We start from the raw sequence: 22,095 nt of genomic DNA, 5'->3' as shown, positions 1-22,095 counted from the left end.
GACTGAAAAGCCACCTGCGATTTGCTGCTTCTAACTATTGTCGTTTGAAAAGTTTCCGAATCGACATCCACCTTCGAATTTCAGCGAAATTTCATCTAATACCAGTGGGGAATGTGAAAGTTCTTTCAGGGGAAGAGATTACGCCCAGCTCGAATAGACGCGATGACTAAATAAAAGGATTTAGTGTGAGATTCCAAGTACCGCAGGTGAGGATTTGACTTCCTGACTGGATGCGGTCACCCCATTGTTCGATTCAGAACGATCACGGCCTCGGCTCATCCACATTCGGAACCAATCGACATAGAGGTAAACGACCGGCGTGGTAAACAGGGTGAGCATTTGACTGAAGATCAGCCCACCAACGATGGCAATTCCCATTGGATGACGCAGCTCGGAACCGTTTCCTGTCCCGAGTGCGAGCGGCAGTGCTCCGAGTAATGCAGCAAGCGTTGTCATGGTGATCGGGCGGAAACGTAAGACACACGCTTTATGAATGGCTTCGAGGGGAGTCATGCCATCATTGCGTTCGGCATCGATGGCAAAGTCGACCATCATGATCGCGTTCTTCTTGACGATTCCAATGAGGAGAAGAATTCCGATCAACGCCATCATGTTGAGTTCGGTGTTACACCATCTCAATGCGAGCAAAGCACCGACACCTGCGGAGGGGATTGTCGAAAGAATTGTAATGGGATGCAGATAGCTTTCGTACAGCATTCCCAGAACGAGATAAACTGCAACCAAAGCAGCGAAAATTAAAGCGGGTTGCGTACTCGTTGACGTTTGAAAAGCTTGAGCGGTTCCCTGAAATCGGCCATGAATGCTCGCAGGCATTCCGATTCGGTCAACCATCTGATTGATCTTGGGGACGACATCGCTTAACGATGTTCCCGCTGTCAGATTGAACGATAATGTCGCAGAGGGCCATTGGCCTGAGTGGGCGACAGCCAGCGAAGCAGATCGCAACTGCGGCTGATAAAGATCACTCAGTGGTGTCTGAGTATTGTTACTTGTGCGGACGTAGATGAGTTTCAGGCTCTCCGGGTTCTGTCCGTACTGCGGCTCTAGCCCCATGACAACGCGATACTGGTTCTGGTCCTTATAAATTGTTGAGACCTGTCGCTGCCCAAACGCGTCGTAAAGCGTGTTGTCGATCTCCTGAAACGATAATCCAAGGCGTGCAGCTGTCAGTCGATTCACTTCGAGTCGGGTTTGAAGCCCTCGATCCTGTTGATCGCTGTTCACATCCACCAGCCCTGGAATCTTTCGCATTTCGGTGAGAATCTTCGGGGCCCAGTCGTTCAATTCCTGCAGGTTCACGCCCTGAAGTGTGAATTGATATTGAGCACTACTGGCGCGGCCACCAATGCGGATATCCTGAATCGGCTGCAAAAACAGGCTTGCACCTGCAATAACGGAACTGGACTTACGAAGACGTCCCATGATCTGATCAACCGGTGCTGACCGCTGCTCTTTGGGTTTCATCGCAATAAACATGCGCCCTGAGTTCGATGCTCCTCGTCCACCAGCATAGACCGAGACGGATTCGATATCGGGATCAGCAGAAATGATATTACTGAAGTCCTTTAAAATCGATGACATCGCGATAAACGAAGTGTCCTGATCGGCGACAATATTTCCCACCAGACGTCCGCTGTCCTGCTGCGGAAAGAACCCTTTCGGGATGATCACGTACAGGTACATGGTGAATACAATTGTCAATAACGTCACGGCGAGCGTGGTTCGTTGATGGCGAAGAACGAACGACAGCATGCGTTCATACAGGTAAAGTATGCCGCTGAAGAATCCTTCGAAGATGCGATCAATGAATCCTTGCTTCCGTTCATGATTGGAACGTAAGAGATACGCACACATCATTGGAGTCGTGGTCAGGGAGACGACCAGTGAAATTCCGATTGCGACTGAGAGGGTGATTGCAAACTCGCGGAACAGTCGCCCGACGATTCCCCCCATCAGCAGAATGGGGATGAAGACCGCAACGAGCGAAACCGTGATTGACAGCACCGTAAAACCGATCTCTCGGGCCCCCTTAATCGCTGCGGGGTAAGGCGCCATTCCATCTTCGATATGACGTCGAATGTTCTCCACAACAACAATGGCGTCATCGACCACGAACCCGGTGGCAATCGTTAACGCCATGAGAGACAGATTGTCGAGGCTGTACCCGAAGAGGTACATCGCGGCGAACGTCCCGATCAATGAAACAGGGACGGCGACACTCGGGATCAGCGTTGTCCGGAAGTCTCTGAGAAACACAAAGACCACAAGAATCACAAGCCCGACGGAGATCATCAGAGTGAACTGGACATCGTGTAATGATGCGCGAATCGTCGCGGTCCGGTCCATCGCGATATCGAGGTCCATGTTCGCCGGAATCTGAGTGCGAAGCTGTGGGACCAGCTTGAGAATACGCTCCACCGTCTCAATGATGTTTTCGCCAGGTTCGCGAAAAATCATGATATTGACAGCTGGCTTGCCGTTAAACGTTCCGTATGAACGGATATCCTGCACACCGTCAATCACTTCTCCCAGATCCTGAAGTCGGATGGGAGCCCCGTTGCGGTAGTCGACGATTAATGGTGCATACTCTTCTGCTTTGAAAAGCTGATCGCTGGTACTGAGGTCCCAGCTTTTCTCATCATTCTCGATGGTTCCTTTAGGACGATTGGCATTCGCGTTTGATAACGCCTGTCGGACATCCCCGAGACTGATATTCAGATGGTTCAGCACCATCGGGTTCAAATTGACTCGAACAGCTGGCAGAGATCCTCCGCCAACAAAAACCTGACCAACCCCTTTGGTCTGCGCGACCTTCTGTTGAATAATCGTGGACGCAACGTCATACATGCGCTCTTTCGGATAAGTATCCGACGTCATGGCAAGCATCATGATCGGGGCATCGGCCGGGTTGATTTTGCGGTATGACGGATTGTTCGGCAGGTTTGCCGGGAGCTGACTGCGCGCCGCATTGATTGCCGCCTGAACATCGCGCGCAGCGGCATTCACATTGCGATCGAGTTCAAATTGCAGTGTGATCGAAGCTTCGCCCATCGAACTGGTCGAAGACATTTCTGCCACGCCTGCAATTCGGGCAAACTGCCTTTCTAATGGTGTCGCAACAGATGACGCCATTGTTTCCGGGCTGGCTCCAGGGAGATTCGCCGTCACCGATATGGTTGGAAACTCAATCTGAGGGAGCGGAGCAACTGGCAGCAAGCCATAACTGAGCCCCCCCAGCAAAGTAATTGCAAGCGTGAGTAACGTGGTCGCAACTGGTCGGCGAATAAACGGAGCACTGAGATTCATGCTGCTTCCTCCAGCACCAACTCTGTTTCCAAATCTGTCGCCCGTCGGAACCCGAGATACTCTCCCAGCTTATCGAACCAAAGGTAAATCACTGGCGTTGTGTATAACGTCAGCATCTGACTGAAAATCAATCCACCGATGATCGAAATCCCGAGTGGTTGCCGCATTTCGGTTCCGACTCCTCCACCGAATGCCAATGGAACCCCGCCCAACAGAGCGGCCATCGTGGTCATCATGATCGGGCGGAAACGCAGGAGGCTTGCCTGATAGATGGCCTCGTAGGGCTCCATTCCGCCTCGCTGCGCATCGAGCGCAAAATCGATCATCATGATTGCGTTTTTCTTCACAATCCCGATGAGAAGGATGATTCCGATCAGGGCAATCACGTTCAGATCGATCCCGTAAATCAGCAGGGCGATCAAGGCTCCGACCCCTGCAGACGGAAGTGTCGACAGGATTGTGATCGGATGAATGTAACTCTCGTACAGAATCCCCAGCACAATATATACAGTGATCAAAGCGGCCAGAATTAATAATGGAGTGCTTCGCAGCGACGCCTGAAACGCTTCAGCCGTTCCCTGGAATCCGGCGACGATGCTTGGAGGCATCTCAAGCTCTTCTCGCGTCCTGTTAATCACTTCGACGGCATTTCCGAGTGAAACACCTGGTGCCAGATTGAAGGAAACGGTCACGACGGGAAATTGGCCTTGGTGATTAATCGCCAACGGGCTATTGCGACGTTCAATACGAACGAGCGATTGCAGGGGAGCCATGCGGCCTTCTGACGTCTTTAAATAGATCGACGAAAGATCGACGGGGTCATCCCGGAACTGAGGCTGGACCTCAAGAACCACGTGATACTGGTTGAGCTGTGTGAACATTGTGGAGACCTGACGTTGCCCGAATGCGTCATACAACGCATCGTCAATCATCTGGGGGGTGATCCCCAATCGGGCTGCTGTGTCACGGTCGATGACCAGATGTGCCTGCAGTCCCCCTAACAATTGGTCGCTGGCAACGTCCTGAAGTTCAGGCAGCGTTTGAAGAGCATCGATGAATCGCGGGACCCATTCTGCAAGTTCCTCCGCGTCCGGAGATTCCAGACTGTATTGATACTGAGTGCGGCTGATCCGAGTCTCAACGGTCAGGTCCTGCACTGGCTGCAGGAACAATTGAATTCCTTCGACCGATTCCACCCGCTTTTGCAGACGACGGATGATCTCAAGGGAATTTCCGTCTCGTTCTGCGGCAGGTTTGAGATTGATCTGAATACGACCGCTGTTCACGGTCATGTTTGTTCCATCGATGCCAATGAAACTGGAAAGGCTATCGATGGCGGGATCTTCCAGTAATGCGCGATTCAACTCGAGTTGTCGTTGCTCCATCGCTTTGAAAGAAATGTCTTGTGGAGCTTCGGAAATCCCAAGAATGACACCTGTGTCCTGAATCGGGAAGAACCCCTTCGGAATGCGGTTGTACAAATAAACCGTGGCAACCAGCGTCATCAGAAAGGTACACATGGTGAGTACCTGATTTCTCAAAACCCAGCGTAGAGTGACCCCGTAAAGGTTGATGACTCCTTCGAACATCGACTCAGAGACCCTGTACATCCAGTTTGGGCGATGCTCACCGGGAATTCGCTGTTTCAACATGGTGGCGCACATCATCGGTGTCAGTGTTAATGACACTACGGCAGAGACGGCGATCGTGACACTGAGCGTCACTGCGAATTCGCGAAAGAGCCGGCCAACGATATCACCCATGAAGAGCAGCGGGATCAGCACGGCGATCAGGGAGACGCTGAGCGAAATGATCGTGAAGCCGATCTCTTCTGACCCTTTTAATGCGGCATCGAGGGGATGGTCGCCCTCTTCGATGTAACGCATAATGTTCTCGATCATCACAATCGCGTCATCGACAACGAAGCCTGTGGAGATCGTGAGAGCCATCAATGACAGGTTATTGAGACTGTACCCAAGCAGATACATCACTCCGAATGTCCCGATCAAAGAGAGCGGAACTGCGGCGCTGGGGATGATTGTGGCCGGGATATTCCTCAAGAAGAGAAACATCACAAGGATCACAAGGATGATGGTTAAAATCATTTCATGCTGCACGTCATGGACCGAAGCACGAATTGTGGTCGTCCGGTCTGTCAGCACTTTGACTTCAATTGTGGGGGGCAACGACTGACTGAGGACTGGCAACAGCTCCTTGATTCGATCCACCACCTCGATGATGTTCGCCCCAGGTTGCCTCTGGATGTTCACCACGACTGCAGGAGTCGTATTCATCCATGCAGCCTGTCGCAAGTTCTCGACACCATCGGTCACGTTGGCCACTTCGGACAATCGAATTGGAGCACCGTTGCGATAGGTCACAATCAGATCACGATACTGCTTGCTGGTCAGCAACTGATCGTTGGCGCCGATGATGTAAGCCTGACGTTCCCCGTCAAAACTTCCTTTTGCCTGATTCACATTCGCTTGGGCGAGCGTTGTTCGAACGTCACTTAACGTGAGTCCTAACGCCGACAGTGAAGTTGGATTTGCCTGAACTCGAATCGCAGGCTTCTGCCCCCCGCTGATACTGACCATCCCGACCCCACCCAATTGCGAAATGCGCTGGACGAGTCTGGTGTCTGCAAGGTCCTGCACCTCTGAGAGCGGCAGTGTGTCCGAAAGAAGTGCTAATGTGAGAATTGGAGCATCGGCCGGATTTGTCTTTGTATAGACCGGCGGGCTGGGAAGATCGTTCGGGAGAAACGTGCTGGCGACATTGATGGCAGCCTGAACTTCCTGCGCAACGACATCGATATTCAGGTCGAGATTGAACTGCATGGTGATGACAGAACATCCAGCAGAACTGCTCGATGTCATCTGCGTCATGCCCGGAATCTGACCAAACTGACGCTCTAACGGTGCAGTGACAGACGACGTCATCACCTCGGCACCAGCACCAGAGTAAAACGTCAGAACTTGAATGGTTGGATAATCAACCTGCGGAAGGGCAGACACAGGCAACAGTCGATACGCCACCAACCCTGTCAGCAGGATTGATATCATGAATAGAACTGTCGCGACGGGGCGGAGAATGAAGAATCGCGACGTGTTCATGCCTCGCCTTTCCCGGACCCCGCCTGTGGCTTCGGCGATGGTGGACCACTCTTCTCTGGTTCGCTCTTTGCGTTCTGGCTTCCGGCAACAGTCACCTGAGCTCCCGGACGGAGTTTATCGAGACCGTTTGTGACGACGATCTCTCCCCGAGACACTCCTTCAAGAATGGAGATCTCGGCCCCTTCTGATGGCCCGGTGCGAACAGTTCGTAATTCGACAGTATTATCCGGCTTCAAGACGTAAACGTATGTTTTGTCTGATCCACGCTGAATTGCCGATGTGGGAACCAGCAATGCATTCGGGATTGTTTCAACATGCAGTCGTGCGTTCACAAATTGATTCGGAAAGAGCAGATGCTCTTTGTTCTCGAAGGTTGCTTTGAGTCGCAATGTTCCCGTTGTGGCATCAACCTGATTGTCGATGGCGGTCAGTGTGCCAGTCTCGATTTTCGTACGGAAATCCCGATCATAGGCGTCGACTGTCAGAGCACCGGACTCAACGATGCGACGCTGAACTCGTGGGATCTCATCTTGAGAAATGGTAAACGTCAGCGAAATCGGTTCGAGCTGAGTAATGACGGCGATTCCCTGACTGGAATTTGCCTGAATCATGTTTCCTTTGTCGACCAGTCGCAGGCCAATTCGACCAGAGATCGGAGCGGTGATTCTGGAAAAGGCGAGCTGGAGCTTCGCGTTATCGAGCATTGCCTGATCAAGTTGCAGCGCCGCTTTTGTCTGTTCCACCTGTGCAATCTGCTGGTCCACCAACTGAGGAGTTGATGCCTGCGATTTCATCAGTTCCTGTTGTCGCGACAGAGTGACTTCCGCCAGACGCAATGTCGCTTCATCTCGCTGAATCTGAGCGAGCGCCTGATCTCGCAGCATTTCGTACGGTCGCGGATCGATCTCGGCAAGCAGATCGCCAGCCTGAACCATTTGACCTTCACTGAAGGCAACGTTGATCACTTCGCCTTCGACACGACTGCGGATCGTGACGGTGTTATAGGCGGTCACAGTCCCCAAACCGTTGATGTACAGGTTGAAGTCCCGTTCCGTGATCGGTTGAGCTGTGACTGTGACAACCCGGGGACCTTTCGGGGCAGTGTCAGCAGGTGGTGGCAACAACACTTTCTGGACTTGGGGAAGCCAGTAAGGATGGAAATACCAGGCAGCTCCGCCAAGAGCCGCGAGGAGCATCCATATTAGAAATCCCTTCCCTTTGGATTGCTTTGAACTTGAGAGTCCTGAAGACGGAGCCGTTCCCTTGACCTGAGGAGTTTCTCCAGCAGATGGGGAATGTTGAATAGGTTTTGGTGGGGTGAGTTGAGTGCTCATCTTGGCAGATCCAAATCTACTGACTGGTTTGAGGGAAACCGCCAGAGCGATAATCGAGCTTGGTCACCGGACACAGACTGTTCGAAGTGCACTCGCACAACGTGTCAGACTGACCAAGCCGCAATCATGGAATATCAACGTAGGGGGGAGTTACCGCGACTTGCAGTCAGTCCAGCTGTGGGATCGTACAAGGTGCGGCAACAATATTTTGGGTAACAATCGAAATCGGGTGGAGTGATGACTCTGACCTGACAAGGTCCAAATGATGCGTGCAGGTTTGTCAGCCGGCTTGCAATACATTCGTCAACCTGACAATTCAGATTCGAAAGTCCACCGTGAGCCCGAACCTGGCTTCCCACTCAAGGGACTGAATCGGAAAAACCGAACTCCAAGTCGGACTGCGAATCAATCGGCAACAAATTACTGTGGTTGGAAAGTTGACAGTTTTCTGTGTACTTTTGAACACGTTCAAGATTTGTCAAATCTGTGTTCTATTATAGGTACTTCTAATAGGTTCTGTTGACAGGCTGAGTCAACCGTTGGAGAGCTTCTGGTAAAAATATGCCAAAAAGCACAGGTCAAATAGCTGCAATCGATCCGTTCTGAACCGACAACATCTTGATTCTGGAGTAGTTACGGCAGAAATGTTGTCGTATTTGAACAAACGGCAACGTCCCGATTTTTCCTTGATCCCTGATTCATTCTAAGCGCCGGAGGCATGCCTGAGACCGATTCGCACTGCGATCTGATGCTGCGAACTTAGGGGGAGCGAACGAGAAACGGGTCAGGCAAATCCGATGTTGAGCGTCGCGCGAGAGCTGCGCAGAAGCAGTCAGGGACACTCTCGAAAGGCGGCTTTTCGAAATCGCGAGCCTTGGAACTTTGTCTTGATGCTAACGTTCCAAGTCTTGTCCGATTTTCGATTCACAGACGAGGGCCATCCTACCTTCAATCGAGCTGCTTGGTCGTGAGAGTCGCTGGAGTTGAGCGACGGATCAGCGAGAGATAGCTCAAAATGACTGCGGCCAGAGCAATGATCGGCATGAGAATTTTGAACCAGACGGGATAGGGAAGCATCGACGTATTGCAGACGACCAATGCTGTGAAGAGGAACCCGACGCTCGCAGCACAAACACGGTTTCCTATTCGACCAGCAATCCAGGTGCAGATGAACGCCGTGAAACCCCACATGGGAACGACAAGGGCTAAGACCCAATCGGGATATCGTTTGACAAGGTCATCAATCTCCTGCTGAGTCCCTTTGAAGTCGGCAGGAGGCGGATGGACGATCGAGCTGAAAAATTCGACTGCGATCAGCAAGATGAGAGCCGTGACAACTGCCGCGAAGAGAGCCCCGAATATTCGAACTGCAGTTATCAATTGCATGGGCTCCGGTCCTTGATGAGTGGGCTGAATTCGATGAGTTGGCTGAATTGTTAGTCGCAACATGCCCATCTGGGAAGCAATCCGAGACATGAGTTCGTCGCCGCGTTCATGCCTTTAATTTCTCTGAATGATCTTTGGAACATTCCCTCGCAAGCAGAGCTGTGAGCCGGTCGAGATTTTGTTCGTTACCCGGTCCACAGATTGCTCGAACTCGACTTGCAACTTCTCCGTTTTCAAATTTCTGAACCCAGGAAATATGGGTCTTCTCATCCTGAGCCGTGAGTGTCACGGTGAGGGTAAACCGTGGTTGCGATATGTGATCAATGACGACTTTGCTGTCCGATTGAATGTCGCGAAAAGAACTCTCATTGTGATAGTTCTTCCCGTCAGGTCCGTGCATTGTGAAGACCCAGTTTCCGCCAGGAACAAATTCGAATTGCTCGAATGTATTGCTGAAGCCGTTCGGGCCCCACCATTGAGCAAGCAGTTCAGGTCGCTTGAACGCAGAAAAGACCTTGTCTGGGGAGAACGGAAGAACTCGACTGGTGCTGAGGATCGAGTCTGAAGAGCTGCAGTCGAGGCTTTGCAGACGCGGTTCATATTCACCTCTGCGGTGCAGCCAATAGCCATCAGCTTCATTTCTTCCCTTGGGAGCTCGGTCCAACCACTGGTACATCCCCCAGAGACCGTCGACACCTCTGGAATACGCAGAGTATGTGTGATAGACGACGCCCTCTTCCATCACGAAAGCACTCATGCCTGGGCGATCACGAGTGTAAGCGGGTGCGTCGGTCCCGCAACTTCTGGCGATCTGAACAAGCGACTCTGGAACAGGCGTATCGGAGTCCATTCCGTGGCCTTCATGATGGTAGTTGTATTCGATCTTACCTGTTCGCTGCTGATCTTCAGTGAATGACACATTGAAATCAAAGTTGAAGTCATTTCCGCATGACGATGCCCAGGGAAATGTCCACCCCATCCGCTGGCGAAACTGCAGAAGCCGCGCGAGAGGTCCGCTGGAGACGGCCCAAAGCATGACGTCGTGGTGCGACAGATGCTCCGCGATTCCATTGAATCCGTCTGCGATGGAGGAGCAGGAGGGACATCCTGCGGTGTAGTCCGGGCCAAACATGAAGTGGTAGACAAGCAGTTGCGAGCGACCTTGAAACAAGTCTGGCAAGGAGGCTGTTCCCTCACTTGTCTCGAACAGATACTCTTTGTCGACTCGTACCCAGGGGAGTTGCTGTCTCTTCTTCGCCAACTCATCACTCCGCCGCGTCAGTTCTTTCTCTTCCTGAAGCAGTTCGAGTCTTGCTGCCAGCCATTCTTCTCGACTTCCAGTGGAGTGCGGCATCTCATGTGATCCTGATTTGGATGACTAACGATCGTGAGTGGACATAATGAGTGGCGGCTGCCAACGCTTGTTTCCAGAGTTCGTTTTCAGCCGCAAGTCGCTTGAGTGCGGATCTTGAAAACGTTCTCATCCGAGTAATCAGCCGTGAATTCCAGAATGCTTTCACGGCTTGATTGTACCTGGTGGCGTCCTGTTTTGGTGCTGGAGTTTTCAGCTTCAGCTGATTTTCGCCGCTGTCATGAAGATCGAAAGGGGCGGTCTGACTGCATCATTGATGCGAGTCAGCCACCCGATTGAATTCTGGATGTGATCTTCTTTACTTCTTGCGGGCGAGCTGCATTTTTCCGCACAGCTCTTTAGCAGGTGCGCCGTTCTCCCATGCAACTCCGTCGACTTCGAAGTGATTCTCATCGACAATCGTGAGCACGGCTGAGTGCATGTGCTTATCTTTCTTCGGGTTCAGGTTCGTGCCCCCGATGAATTCAAATTTCAACTTGTTATCGGATGACTTGGAACTGGCCTTCATCTGAGGTTGGTTCCCCAACATGCAATAGTGCGTCATCACCACATCTGGACCTTCAGGCGTATAGATCGAGATCATCTCGTGTGGCTCGCCGGGGAATAGTGTTTCCTGAATTGCACTCCCTCCAGCGGTCAATCGAATCACCGAAACGACCTGATCTGTCGGCTTGCCTTTCTCATCAACCGACACCCAAGTTCCAACAAGAGATTTCAATTTCTCGAAGCCAGCGTTTGTTGGCATCGCAGGTGCATGGTCGTGTTTGTCATCTGCATTGGCTGACAACGTCAGACCTGCACACAACAGACCCAGAATCAGCAGATTTCGTAACATGGCATCATTCCTTCATTCATAAAGATGAGTTCTTTGAATCACCTGAACAAAGAGTTGTCGAATGAGCTCTCTTCGAATCGACACGCGATGCCGTCTTTTTATGAAATGAAAACAATGTCTTCCGTAATCGAACCGTAAGGTTTCAAGACTGGAAGCCGAGCGCAGTTCTCAATCGAAGATCGTTCATCAGCGAGAATCTGGATTTTCAAGAAATTGGAAGCCGCCTGAATCTCTCGACTGCCAATTCACGACCCAATCTGTGGAACACATAGCGTCTGACATCAATGCGTCGGATAACTGCTTCGAAATGCGTGAAAAGGGCGCGACTCCCTATTTCAGTGCGATCTGGTTGTCTCGGGTTTTCATAATCGGAAGAATCCCTGCATTTGGCTAGCAACGACAATTGAGGTGTCATCGTAAAACATTACGTGTAAGTTTGTTACGGAAATGACATCTCGGTGGTCCTGACTGTGGTCGGGAGGTGGCACAATGACTCAAATTCAACAGCACGTTTCATCAGTGGGAGAAGAATCTTCAGTTTTCCTGTCTCACCTGTTTGCTGGACGAATTTCAGAATTTGAGTGCATTTCTATAGGAAATCTTCCCTTGTTTCAGGCCACATCGATCAGAGAATTGTCATGCAGTGGCTCTGAAACTTAGCGGTCTTTCTCTGGTCGCCTGTGCCCTAAATCGATACTGTCAGTGCTTATCGCGATTCTCGCGCAGCGTCCATGGAATTGAAGACGCTCCGGGCCGCGCCATATGACGAAGAGGAGAAGGGGATGGGGAGAGATTTCGAGAATCGCAAGAATGCGATCTTCAAAACCGCAGGTCAGAAATCGAAGCTGTACTCCAAGTATGGCAAGCAAGTGTACGTCGTTGCGAAGAATGGGGCTCCCGACCCCGAAGCCAACCCCGCTTTGCGAAGTTTGATCGAAAAAGCCAAACGAGATCAGGTTCCTGCTCACGTTATTGAAAAGGCAATCCAGAAGGCGCGTGGCGTTGGTGGTGAAAACTTCCTGCCTGCCCGATACGAGGGATTTGGGCCTGGCGGTTGCATGGTCGTCGTCGATTGTTTGACGGATAACAATCAAAGAACGATTTCAGAGGTCCGCAACTGTTTCACAAAGACCGGTTCCAAGTTGGGAGCGCCAGGTTCAGTCGCACTGTGGTTTGATCAACTCGCAGTCTTGCAGTTCAAGGGCGACAACGAAGATCAGGTCCTTGAAGCCTTGCTGGAAGAGGACGTCAACGTAATTGATGTCGAATCCAAGGAAGGTTCCCTGACGATCTTTGCCCCTCCAGCTGAACTTTACAAAGCCAAGAGTGCTTTGCTGAAAGCCTTTCCTGACCTCGAACTGGATGCTCAGGAGATCACTCTTCTTCCACAGAGCACCAAGGCGATTCCAGCTGAGGACAAGCCGATGTTCGATAAATTCATGAATATGCTGAACGACTGCGAAGACGTTCAAGAGGTCTTCCATAATGTTGATTTGACCGAATAGGTCTCTCATTGATTCAGCATCACCTGGGAAGAAAGCCTGCTTCATTGCAGGCTTTTTTTGTGATGTCTTGGCGCCAGCCAGGCTCAGTGAAGAGCTCAGGCTTCAATGGTGAGCTGGAAGGAGTTGGTCAGATTCTGGAAGGCTGAGCCGCTCCGAAGAAAAAAACTGGATTCATTTCTTCAATTGCGCAAACTCTGAATTGGATAGGGATTGCGCAAGCGATTCCAAGGTGTGCCTCTTTCAGCTTTCTGATCAGGGGATTCAATGCCGGTGAAATCCGATAGAATCCGGCCCCCCTTCAATTCGGGTTACAGAAGAAAATGCAGGCAGGGAGGGGGACCGACTCGGCGTTGTGGTTGATTGCTGCAGACGCCAAGTGAAATTCGCACTGATGGACTTTTCCGGACCCCCATGTGGTTCCACGCAAACGTATGTTTCCCATTAAGCAAATTCTGAAAAACAGATTTCACACTGTTAATCGTCTTTCATTGCTCGTCGTTGGGATGAGTCTCTTCTTACTGTTGATTGCGATCTACGGCGCACTGCAACTTCAGAGAGTGCATTCACAGTCGGAGTCGTTGCTCGTCACCAAGGTGAATGGCATTCAGAATGCATTCGAGCTGGAACTCAAGATTCTCGGTCTGCAACATTGGCTGGACCAGCTTCGAATAAAGCTCGATCTCGATGTTTCGATGGATGTTGCCAAGGGGCAGCTTAACCGCGTAATTCCGTTGCAGATCGAAATCTCTCACTGGTTGACCGAAGCGGAGTTGAGCGCCAGTTCCGAAAGAGAACGTGAGTTCTTAGCTGAGATTCAACGAGGGCTCAGCAAGTTTAATGGGGTGATTTTCGAACCCAATGTCTGGGATGCTTCAAAGGTCGAAATCATTCCCGTCGTTGATCATGCGAATTTGATTCTGCGAACCGAAGTTCTTGAAGTCGCACGGACCATGGTGAGCTACGACGAAGACTTGTTGAAGAAAAGTCTTTCAGAGGAAGCGCATCGTACGAACTCGCTTGTGCAGTGGCTGTTGGTCATTGGTGTCCTCGGTTCCGTGATGTCGCTTCTGGCTGGTTATGGAATTGCGAGATCGATCAGCATTAACCTCGTTCAGGTGCAACTCCCAATCATCGACGTCGCCGGAAAATTGAGCGAAGTCACGAAACCGATCATCGTGTCGAAATCTTTTGATCTGGCAGATCTCAGACCTGCACTTGAGAAGCTTTTTGGTGAAGTTGAGATCGTTGTGAATCAGCTTCAGAAACGGCATCAGGAGATCCTGCATGCGGAGCAACTCGCGACGGCAGGACAGCTCGCTGCCGGGATTGCTCATGAGATCCGCAATCCGTTGATGTCCATGAAGTTACTTGTTCAACACGCGCTGAAACCGGGATCGGCCGGGATTGACGATCACGATCTGCATATTCTTGATGACGAGATTCGCCGCCTTGAAATGCTTCTCGACGATTTCTTCGAATTTGCGAGACCTCAGCAACTTCGAAGATCCTTGACCGACATTTGTCCGTTGATTGAATCAACGTTAGGTCTTGTTCAACGACTGGTCGACGCCAGACAGATCCAGATGCAGTACCTGAAACCTTCAGGAAGCGTCAGGCTGAATATTGACCCGCCGCGGATTAAGCAGGTTCTGTTGAATCTGCTTCTGAATGCGATTCAGGTCACCCCTCCCATGGGAGTCGTGTGTCTTAAAGTTGAACAAGTGAGATTTGATGGAAAGTTGGTCTGCCAATTGCAGGTGTCTGACGATGGGCCGGGTTTGGGGGATATTACTGAAGAACGATTGTTTGAACCCTTCTACAGCACCAAAGAGACAGGCTTAGGGTTAGGACTCCCGGTCAGTCAGCGAATTGTGAAGCAGCACGGTGGAACAATTTCGTTTGGTGCAAATGATCGCGGGGGAGCAATGTTTACAGTCGTTTTGCCATATTCCGCCTGATTTCTCTGACATCCATAAGATTCTTATTCGAAGTGACGTATGAGTAATGGGATCAAGCACGAATTAAGAAAATTGTTGATCATTGATGATGAACAAAACCTTCTTTATTCGATGAAGAAAGCTCTTCGTAACGAGAATCTCGAAGTCATTACTGCGGACACCGCCGCGTCAGGCATTGGAAAAGTTCAGCTCGAAAACCCTGATGCCGTCGTGCTGGATGTCAGACTTCCAGATGGTCACGGACTGGATGTTTTCACCGAAATTCACCGGATCAACCCGAGCTTGCCGGTCATTATTATCACGGCGTTTTCCACGATGGAGAATGCTGTCGAAGCGATGAAACGCGGGGCTTATGAATATCTGATCAAGCCGATTGAACTCGATGTCCTGCGCGATTTAGTTGCACGTGCACTTGAGATCAGCCGAATTGATCAGCAGTCGACATTGCTGGATCACAACGCAGATCTGCGGTCCGAGCAGAAGATCGTTGGAAATTCTGTCGGGATTCAACAGGTCTTCAAGGCGATTGGTCGTGTCGCTCCTCAGGATATCACGGTGTTGATTCAAGGGGAGAGCGGAAGCGGTAAGGAACTGATCGCTGAAGCAATTCGCGATCACAGCTTGCGCGCCGATGGTCCATACCTTGCGATCAATTGTGCCGCGATTCAGGAAACAATTCTTGAAAGCGAGTTGTTTGGGCATGAACGTGGCGCGTTTACAGGTGCAGATCGAAGCCGCATTGGGAAGTTTGAACAGGTCCATGGAGGAACTCTCTTCCTCGACGAAATCGGCGACATGTCGAGTGCCACACAGGCAAAGGTTTTGAGGCTCTTGCAGGATGGCAGCTTCCAGCCTGTTGGCTGCAATGAGACACGGTACTCTGACGTCCGAATCATTGCGGCGACCAATAGAAACCTTGAGAAAATGGTCGCGGAAGGCGAGTTTCGAGAGGACTTGTTTTATCGCCTGAAGGGGTTCGTGATTGAGGTTCCCAGCCTTCGGGAACGGATTGAAGATCTGGAACTCCTGGTCAGTCATTTTGTGAAGAAGTTCAAAGTTGAACTCGGCAAGAATGTCCAGACTGTGACAGCGGAAGCCATGCAATGTCTTGAGGCATATCACTGGCCTGGCAACATTCGAGAACTGCAATCTGTCATTCGCTACGCCCTGCTGTATGCAGTGGGCGACACTATTACCTCAGGAGCACTCCCACCGCATTTGAGAGGGGAGATTGCCGGTCTTGAGCTGATAGAGAATCAGGCGCCAGACTCTGTGTCACTTTCCAAGCTCATCAGTGATCAGATTTCGTCGAACAACCGAAATCTTTATCGCAAAATTCACATGACTGTTGATGATCTGCTGCTGAAGAAAGTTCTTGAAAACGTGGACGGAAATCAGGTTCAGGCAGCTCAGATCCTGGGGATCTCTCGAACCACTTTGCGCAACAGACTGAGTGAACTCGAAGAACTCAAAGAGTCCTTGCTCTGTGCAGATTCTGTTCAACATGACTAATTCTTAATCAAATTCAGTGGCGACTCGTCGATCTGTGTAGCCATTGGTCAGTCTGTTCAGAGCCTGTACACGCCAGTTTCGATCGTATCGAATTCACAGGCTCTTGCTTTCGGCGAATCAAATCTCTGAAGAACGACGGCAGTATCCTTTCATTGCTGCCACGCTGCACAATTCATGACCATTTTCTGGATTCACCAGAAGTCGGCATGTTGGTTGCGTTAAACGCATTCGTACAGCCTCTTCATCGCATGTTGTGAACACTCGACTGATTTGTGTCGGCTCAAGGTTTTCATCCGTCCCCTTTCCACCTGAATGTGGGAATGACGGCACTGAGCCCAGCCAGACCATGTCGAGCCTGTTTGCAGGACGAAAAGAATCAACGGATATGAGCCTGCATTTCGAATTGCCCTCCACATTCAAAGCTCGACGGAACAGCATTTCCAGAATCTTGCTGCATTTCACTGATCAGCGAGATGGTGCAAGGCAATCCGCGATGGCAGTTGAGATCGCCAAACGCCACAACGCGAAACTATGTGGCTTGGCAATTACGGACACGTCTCATCTGCTCGAACAGATCAACGATGAAGGCAGTGCTGCATCGGCTGCGTACGAATACATGCGGCTTTCCGACTGTGAAAAGAATCGGGAAGAACTCCGCTCGAACTTTACATTTGCGTGCCTCGCAGCGGGCCTGGATTTTGAACTTCAAAGTCGACAAGGCAAAGCGTCGGAAATCCTACAGAGAGAATCCCGGTTCTACGATCTGCTGATTACCGCGGTCGGGCTGAAAGACAAGTCGACACCGAATGAACTGAGCACCAAGTATTCGCTCAATACGATTTTCAAATCACATGCCCCGACGATGGTGCTGCGGGAGCAAGCGACCAGCATTGATCGAATCCTGCTCGTGCATGATGGCTCGACTGAATGCAGCAGGACGATCAAAACCTTCATTGCACAAGACCTCTTTCCAAATCTGACGTATCGGCTTCTGGCAATCGCCCCGACTCAAGAAGAGGGTGAGCATCTGCTGCGAGGCCAATATGAGCTGATTAAGTCGAAGTTCGAATCTTGCGAACTCGGGTATCTCGTCGGGAACCCTGCCAAAGTCTTGCCTGAATATGTCAATAACTGGAAGGCGGACCTCGTGGTCTATGGAGTGAGGAAGTCTTCATTGGTGATGGACAAAGTTCTGGGGCATGTCGCGAGCCGTTTAATAAGCAGAACAACGGCCTCTGTCTATTCTGCGTAAGTTGTCAATCAAGTTTGAATGTGGCTGACCTCGCCCGGACGCGATAGACGACAAGCTGAGCTCAATATGGAAAACAGAAGCTACTGGAGAGATGTCTTTGCCATCAACGGGACGATTACTCCCCGAGTGATATGGCGAGTCCTGGCATTTGGCATCTGGGGCGTCATTGTCTGGTGGACAACAAATCACGTCTTCAAGATCAACGTTGATCTGGGTGTCGCGCCGTACGAGATCATCGGGGCAGTGATGGCGCTTCTGCTCGTGCTGCGAACGAACTCTGGTTACGATCGATGGTACGAAGGTCGAAAGCTTTGGGGCGGGATCGTCAATCAGTGTCGCAATCTTGGAATCATTGCCGTCTCTTACGGGCCGGATAACAAGAAGTGGCAGGATTCGTTCCTGCGATGGGTCTCTGCGTACCCTTACATCGCCAAACACAGCTTACGTGGTGAACGCGATCTCAGTGATCTCAAGTCATTCCTGAGTCCGACTGATCTGAAAGAACTGCAGAAGGCGAAGCATCTTCCAGTTTATGTCGCGACCCGAATCGCGTTGCTGTTGAGGCAGGCTCGCGAGGACTACGGCATGGACGGATTCGCCTACATGAAAGCAGAGGAGCAGCGGACACTTCTGATTGACCATGTCGGTGCCTGCGAGCGAATTCTGAAAACGCCGCTTGCTCAAGTGATCTCAGTCAAAGTCAGGAAGTTTCTGTTCCTGTTCCTGTTTGTCCTTCCAATCGCAATTGTGGACCGCTCAGGGGCGATGACTCCCTTCCTGACGGTTCTCGTTGCATTCCCTTTGCTATCGCTGGATCAAATCGGAATTGAGTTGGAAAATCCATTCTCCAAAAGCCGTATGAGTCACCTCCCATTGGACCAAATTGGCGAGACAATACACGACAACCTCTGTGCCATGAATTACGAAGACACCTATCCGATCACCAAAGAGATTGAAGAGCCGAAAGTCGTTGTCAGCCATGCCAACGTCTGAACGGAGGCTGTCGTCGTGGTGGGGAGTGTCTACTGATTCAATGCTTGATGTGGGATCGGGGAGGGTTCCACATTGTGTGCGCGATCGTTGAGAATCTACGTCATTTTTGCAATATTCAAACGTTCGTACGATTGACAGTAAGACGGGGTGTTTGGCAGGATATCGAAACGTTGCACGTTCTTGGATGGGCAACGCTAAAGGGCCCTCACCTCTCAGGAGACATGCATAATGCTGTCCGCCTCCCTCCTTCGACACAAACGTGGTTTCACGTTGATTGAGCTGCTTGTTGTGATCGCGATCATTGCGATCCTGATCGCACTTCTGCTTCCTGCTGTCCAACAGGCACGTGAAGCTGCCCGTCGCTCGCAGTGCAAGAACAATCTGAAGCAAATGGGTCTGGCTCTCCATAACTATGAAGGCACCTTTGGTGTTTTCCCGCCGTCCAGCACAAGTGGGTTCGTCGCAGGGGCCTGGCAGTGGGATTCAACGAAAAGTGCGAATCGTGATCCAGCCATTCACCTCCACAGTTTCGCCAGTCTAATTCTTCCGTATCTGGACGGCGCAAATTTGTATAACAAGATTAACTACAATATCTCATCGCTTGATCCTGTGAATCGCGATGTCGCTGCAAGCTCGATCTCCACGTATCTCTGTCCAAGTTACACTGGCGGGATGTACTCTCAAGACGCTGTGTGGACAGCAGGGAATCTGACGTTTGACCGATTTGCTATTCGGAATTACGTGGCCTTGGGGGCAGTCAATGTGATGGGGCTTTCCGGCCAAGCCGCTTTTCCGGCCCAAGGGATCATGTATCCTCGATCACGCACCGGATTTCGTGACATCACTGACGGAACTTCAAACACAATTTTGATTGCGGAATCCAAAGAAGAAAATGCGTCTGTCTGGATCGATGGCTCCGCCGCGACAATCTGTGCTCGCTGGGCAAATCCAATGGCCGGGCCACCATTTGCTGGGAACTCGGTCGCAATCAACTACACCGTGTATTATCCGTCGGCAATGGGTGGAGTGCAGCAGACCTGGGGCCCTTCCAGCCAGCACACAGGTGGAGCCCATCACTTACTCGCTGATGGTTCGGTTCAGTTCCTGTCTCAGAATCTTGATGTGAATGTCTACGATTCTTTGACAACTCGGGCTGGTGGAGAAGTTGTCTCAGCGTTCTAAGTGGTGTGACCACTCTAATCTGATGGGTTCCGAAGCAAAGCCCACACGGTCGTTGCCGTGCTGACGATCCGATAAGGACCCCTGAATTGAGTCGAGGCAACGTTCTCGTCTCTGTTATGAACTCTGAGTGACAAGCGGAGCGCATTTGAGTAGCAGGGCAACCATGGCCACCCAGTGCCAGTCGGCCAAGACTTCAGCCAGTCGTTCGTAGTCTGTTGCCAGCCTGCGAGATCGCCCGAGCCAGGCAAACGTGTGTTCCCCCCCAGCGAGAGGTAGGAGAACGGACCCTTCCTTGGCGTACGGCAGCTTGACAACTCGCAGTTCCACTCCTTGATTGGCAGCAGCGTCCTCGGCTTTTTCACCAGTGTCGCCCTGATCCACAGACGACACCTCGATTGTCTCGCCGGTTGCTGTTCCTGATTTGCTGGCGACGATTTGCCTTGCTCTGGGGCTCGATCCAGCCAAGCAGAATATGTCGAATGTCGACCGACCAATACGTCTGGTTGACCCGGAAGCGAAACCGATTACAGACGCTCTTTCATAGTGAGCGAATTTCTTATTGCGGGCAGAGCTCTAAACGCTAATGTAGAAAGGATGATTGCCGGTTCCCGCGCCGCTGAATTGTTTTCGTTCGTTAAGTAACTGAGGGGAGATTGTATGTCGGCTGTCAGCCCCTATCTGTTTTTGAGTGGACGTTGTGAAGAAGCTCTGGAGTTCTACACGAAGGCCCTTGATGCCAAAGTCGGAATGGTGCTTCGCTTTAATGAATCACCTGATCCGCCACCACCGGGAGTTCTCGCGCCTGGTTTTGAGAATAAGGTGATGCACGCCGCATTTGAGATCGGAAAGACACAGCTGTATGCCTCTGATGGCTGTGATGACACGACGCGAGTTTCTGGATTTTCACTGTCGCTCTCTTTTCCGACTGTCGAAGAAGTAGAACAGGCATTCAATGCGCTCGCCGATGGCGGGACGATTTCGATGCCATTAGCGAAAACGTTCTGGAACGAACGCTACGGAATGCTGACAGACCGCTTTGGTGTCAGCTGGATGTTTTGTGTTGCAGATGACCCGGCCTGTTAGACATTCGTAATTGATGAGCCACTCAATGAGTACAACGACCAATACGATTCGGCTGCATCGAGTTCTGTGCGCGCCGGTTGAACGTGTCTTCAAGGCATTTCTCGATGCCGATGCGAAATGCCGTTGGTTACCGCCTAATGGCTTCATCGGCAAGGTGTATGAATTCAATCCCGTCGTAGGCGGGACTTACCGGATGTCATTCACGAATTTTGGCACAGGAAAATCACATTCCTGGGCAGGGAAATTTGTGGAGATCGTTCCGAACGAGCGAATTCAATATGTTGATCGGTTCGACGATCCGAATTTGCCGGGAGACATGACGGTCACAGTGACGATGTGTCCGGTTCTTTGTGGAACGGAGTTGAGCATTGTTCAGGAAGGAGTGCCTGCGGTGATTCCCCCGGAGATGTGCTATGTCGGCTGGCAGGAATCGCTCTGCTCACTTGCCAAGCTTGTCGAACCGAACATCCCTGACGAAGGATAACCGCACCTCTGCGACATGGAGGGGATTATTGCGGAGCAGGGATTCGCGTCATCTCTTGCAGTCGCTGAATAATTGCCTGCCGCAATTCCGGGGATCCAACGAAAACGCCTTCGATCTCTGCCAGCCAGAGCCCGTCTGTGGCTAATCGTACAATGGCGAGCATGACAGGATCGGCTCCTCCGGTGTTCTTTGGATCGAGCATTGATGCGAGAAAATTGCTCCAAAGAGATTTCATTGTTTGATTTCCTCGGTCCTCAACGGAAATCACATTACACAATCTCGCAGCACTGTCATCTCGATCGAGCGTTCCCGCTTTCAGGTAAGCGCGCGTCTGTTTCCCGATCTCGTCTGGATCTGCATCAGCAGTTCGTTTCAATTTCTCGACAAACTGCTGATGAATCGACGTGATGAGTGCGTCAATCAGATGTTGCTTACTCGGGAAGTGGTGCAGTAGGCCCCCTTTGCTGACTCCGGCCCCTTTCGCGACTCCATCTAGCGTCAGCCCGGACAGGCCTTTCTCCAGAATGATACTGGCTGTGACATCCAGCAGGAGTTGGCGCGTTGCAACGGGATCTCGTTTGAGTGGCTCGTTTGTGCTCATTGAAATCCCTGATCTGACGTCTTGGACGTGGTGACTGAACTCTCGGTGGACTGTTGGAGAATGATCTCTTTAGAAGAATGATGATGTTTGAACATCATGCAGAATTCGATGTCTCCAATTCTGCACGAGTAAGTTGAACTATTGTCTCGTGTCGG

17 protein-coding genes and 1 pseudogene are annotated in these 22,095 nt (G+C 51.1%); 9 read left to right on the top strand and 9 right to left on the bottom strand.

Translation table 11 applies throughout. The annotated features are described in order from the left end of the window. Window positions 1-180 precede the first annotated feature (180 nt). From SH527x_RS04560 to SH527x_RS04530, 7 genes and pseudogenes are all read right to left on the bottom strand, one after another. A complete protein-coding gene (locus SH527x_RS04560) occupies window positions 181-3,327 on the bottom strand; it encodes a multidrug efflux RND transporter permease subunit (protein WP_437193470.1) in 3,147 nt (1,048 codons plus the stop codon). Continuing rightward, entirely contained in the window at window positions 3,324-6,443 is a 3,120-nt protein-coding gene (locus SH527x_RS04555) for a multidrug efflux RND transporter permease subunit (protein WP_437193469.1), read from the bottom strand. The genes SH527x_RS04560 and SH527x_RS04555 overlap by 4 nt, the downstream gene beginning before the upstream one ends. Further along, a complete protein-coding gene (locus SH527x_RS04550; RefSeq protein WP_437193468.1) occupies window positions 6,440-7,777 on the bottom strand; it encodes an efflux RND transporter periplasmic adaptor subunit in 1,338 nt (445 codons plus the stop codon). Before SH527x_RS04550 ends, SH527x_RS04555 begins: the two co-directional genes overlap by 4 nt. 948 nt (window positions 7,778-8,725) lie before the next feature. Beyond that, complete coding sequence (locus SH527x_RS04545; protein WP_437193467.1) at window positions 8,726-9,163, bottom strand: hypothetical protein; 438 nt, start codon at window positions 9,161-9,163, stop codon at window positions 8,726-8,728. A 106-nt stretch (window positions 9,164-9,269) separates the two neighbouring features. Further along, window positions 9,270-9,719 (bottom strand): SRPBCC family protein, encoded by a 450-nt coding sequence (locus SH527x_RS04540; RefSeq protein WP_437194584.1) that lies wholly within the window; start codon window positions 9,717-9,719, stop codon window positions 9,270-9,272. A gap of 33 nt (window positions 9,720-9,752) precedes the next feature. After that, window positions 9,753-10,517 (bottom strand): annotated as a pseudogene (locus SH527x_RS04535) (DUF899 domain-containing protein); the annotation flags it as partial. Window positions 10,518-10,833: 316 nt separating this feature from the next. Next, window positions 10,834-11,370: a hypothetical protein gene (locus tag SH527x_RS04530; RefSeq protein ID WP_437193466.1), complete on the bottom strand. Its 537-nt coding sequence runs from the start codon at window positions 11,368-11,370 to the stop codon at window positions 10,834-10,836. 782 nt (window positions 11,371-12,152) lie between these two features. On the opposite strand from SH527x_RS04530, the gene SH527x_RS04525 reads away from it, so the two are divergent. The 6 genes from SH527x_RS04525 (at window position 12,153) to SH527x_RS04500 (ending at window position 19,772) form a co-directional block, all read left to right on the top strand. Beyond that, window positions 12,153-12,875 (top strand): YebC/PmpR family DNA-binding transcriptional regulator, encoded by a 723-nt coding sequence (locus SH527x_RS04525; RefSeq protein WP_437194583.1) that lies wholly within the window; start codon window positions 12,153-12,155, stop codon window positions 12,873-12,875. Window positions 12,876-13,378: 503 nt separating this feature from the next. After that, window positions 13,379-14,833 carry a two-component system sensor histidine kinase NtrB gene (locus SH527x_RS04520; RefSeq protein WP_437193465.1) on the top strand — a complete coding sequence of 485 codons (1,455 nt, stop codon included), beginning with the start codon at window positions 13,379-13,381 and terminating at the stop codon, window positions 14,831-14,833. A gap of 39 nt (window positions 14,834-14,872) precedes the next feature. After that, window positions 14,873-16,345 (top strand): sigma-54-dependent transcriptional regulator, encoded by a 1,473-nt coding sequence (locus SH527x_RS04515; protein WP_437193464.1) that lies wholly within the window; start codon window positions 14,873-14,875, stop codon window positions 16,343-16,345. 493 nt (window positions 16,346-16,838) lie between these two features. After that, entirely contained in the window at window positions 16,839-17,597 is a 759-nt protein-coding gene (locus SH527x_RS04510) for a universal stress protein (protein WP_437193462.1), read from the top strand. A 66-nt stretch (window positions 17,598-17,663) separates the two neighbouring features. Continuing rightward, complete coding sequence (locus tag SH527x_RS04505; protein WP_437193461.1) at window positions 17,664-18,590, top strand: bestrophin family protein; 927 nt, start codon at window positions 17,664-17,666, stop codon at window positions 18,588-18,590. A 228-nt stretch (window positions 18,591-18,818) separates the two neighbouring features. Next, the gene (locus SH527x_RS04500; protein WP_437193459.1) at window positions 18,819-19,772 is read left to right on the top strand and encodes a DUF1559 domain-containing protein; all 954 of its coding nucleotides are present in this window, start codon (window positions 18,819-18,821) and stop codon (window positions 19,770-19,772) included. 114 nt (window positions 19,773-19,886) lie between these two features. Here the strand turns inward: SH527x_RS04500 and SH527x_RS04495 are convergent, their stop codons facing one another. Next, window positions 19,887-20,162, bottom strand: coding sequence for a hypothetical protein (locus SH527x_RS04495; protein WP_437193458.1), 276 nt, complete (start codon window positions 20,160-20,162; stop codon window positions 19,887-19,889). A 4-nt stretch (window positions 20,163-20,166) separates the two neighbouring features. On the opposite strand from SH527x_RS04495, the gene SH527x_RS04490 reads away from it, so the two are divergent. The 3 genes from SH527x_RS04490 (at window position 20,167) to SH527x_RS04480 (ending at window position 21,339) form a co-directional block, all read left to right on the top strand. Next, entirely contained in the window at window positions 20,167-20,316 is a 150-nt protein-coding gene (locus SH527x_RS04490) for a hypothetical protein (protein ID WP_437194582.1), read from the top strand. A 113-nt stretch (window positions 20,317-20,429) separates the two neighbouring features. Further along, window positions 20,430-20,855 carry a VOC family protein gene (locus SH527x_RS04485; protein WP_437193457.1) on the top strand — a complete coding sequence of 142 codons (426 nt, stop codon included), beginning with the start codon at window positions 20,430-20,432 and terminating at the stop codon, window positions 20,853-20,855. 25 nt (window positions 20,856-20,880) lie between these two features. Then, on the top strand, window positions 20,881-21,339 hold the full coding sequence (locus SH527x_RS04480) for an SRPBCC family protein (protein WP_437193456.1): 459 nt from the start codon (window positions 20,881-20,883) through the stop codon (window positions 21,337-21,339). A 25-nt stretch (window positions 21,340-21,364) separates the two neighbouring features. Here SH527x_RS04480 and SH527x_RS04475 read toward each other — a convergent pair whose 3' ends face one another. Next, window positions 21,365-21,940 carry a TetR/AcrR family transcriptional regulator gene (locus tag SH527x_RS04475; protein ID WP_437193454.1) on the bottom strand — a complete coding sequence of 192 codons (576 nt, stop codon included), beginning with the start codon at window positions 21,938-21,940 and terminating at the stop codon, window positions 21,365-21,367. Window positions 21,941-22,095: the final 155 nt, after the last annotated feature.

Origin of the sequence: Planctomicrobium limosum, assembly GCF_051465645.1 — a bacterium.
In the GTDB taxonomy this organism is placed as follows: domain Bacteria; phylum Planctomycetota; class Planctomycetia; order Planctomycetales; family Planctomycetaceae; genus Planctomicrobium.
The sequence above is the reverse complement of the archived record's forward strand: the minus strand, read 5'-3'. Positions and strand labels throughout refer to the sequence as shown.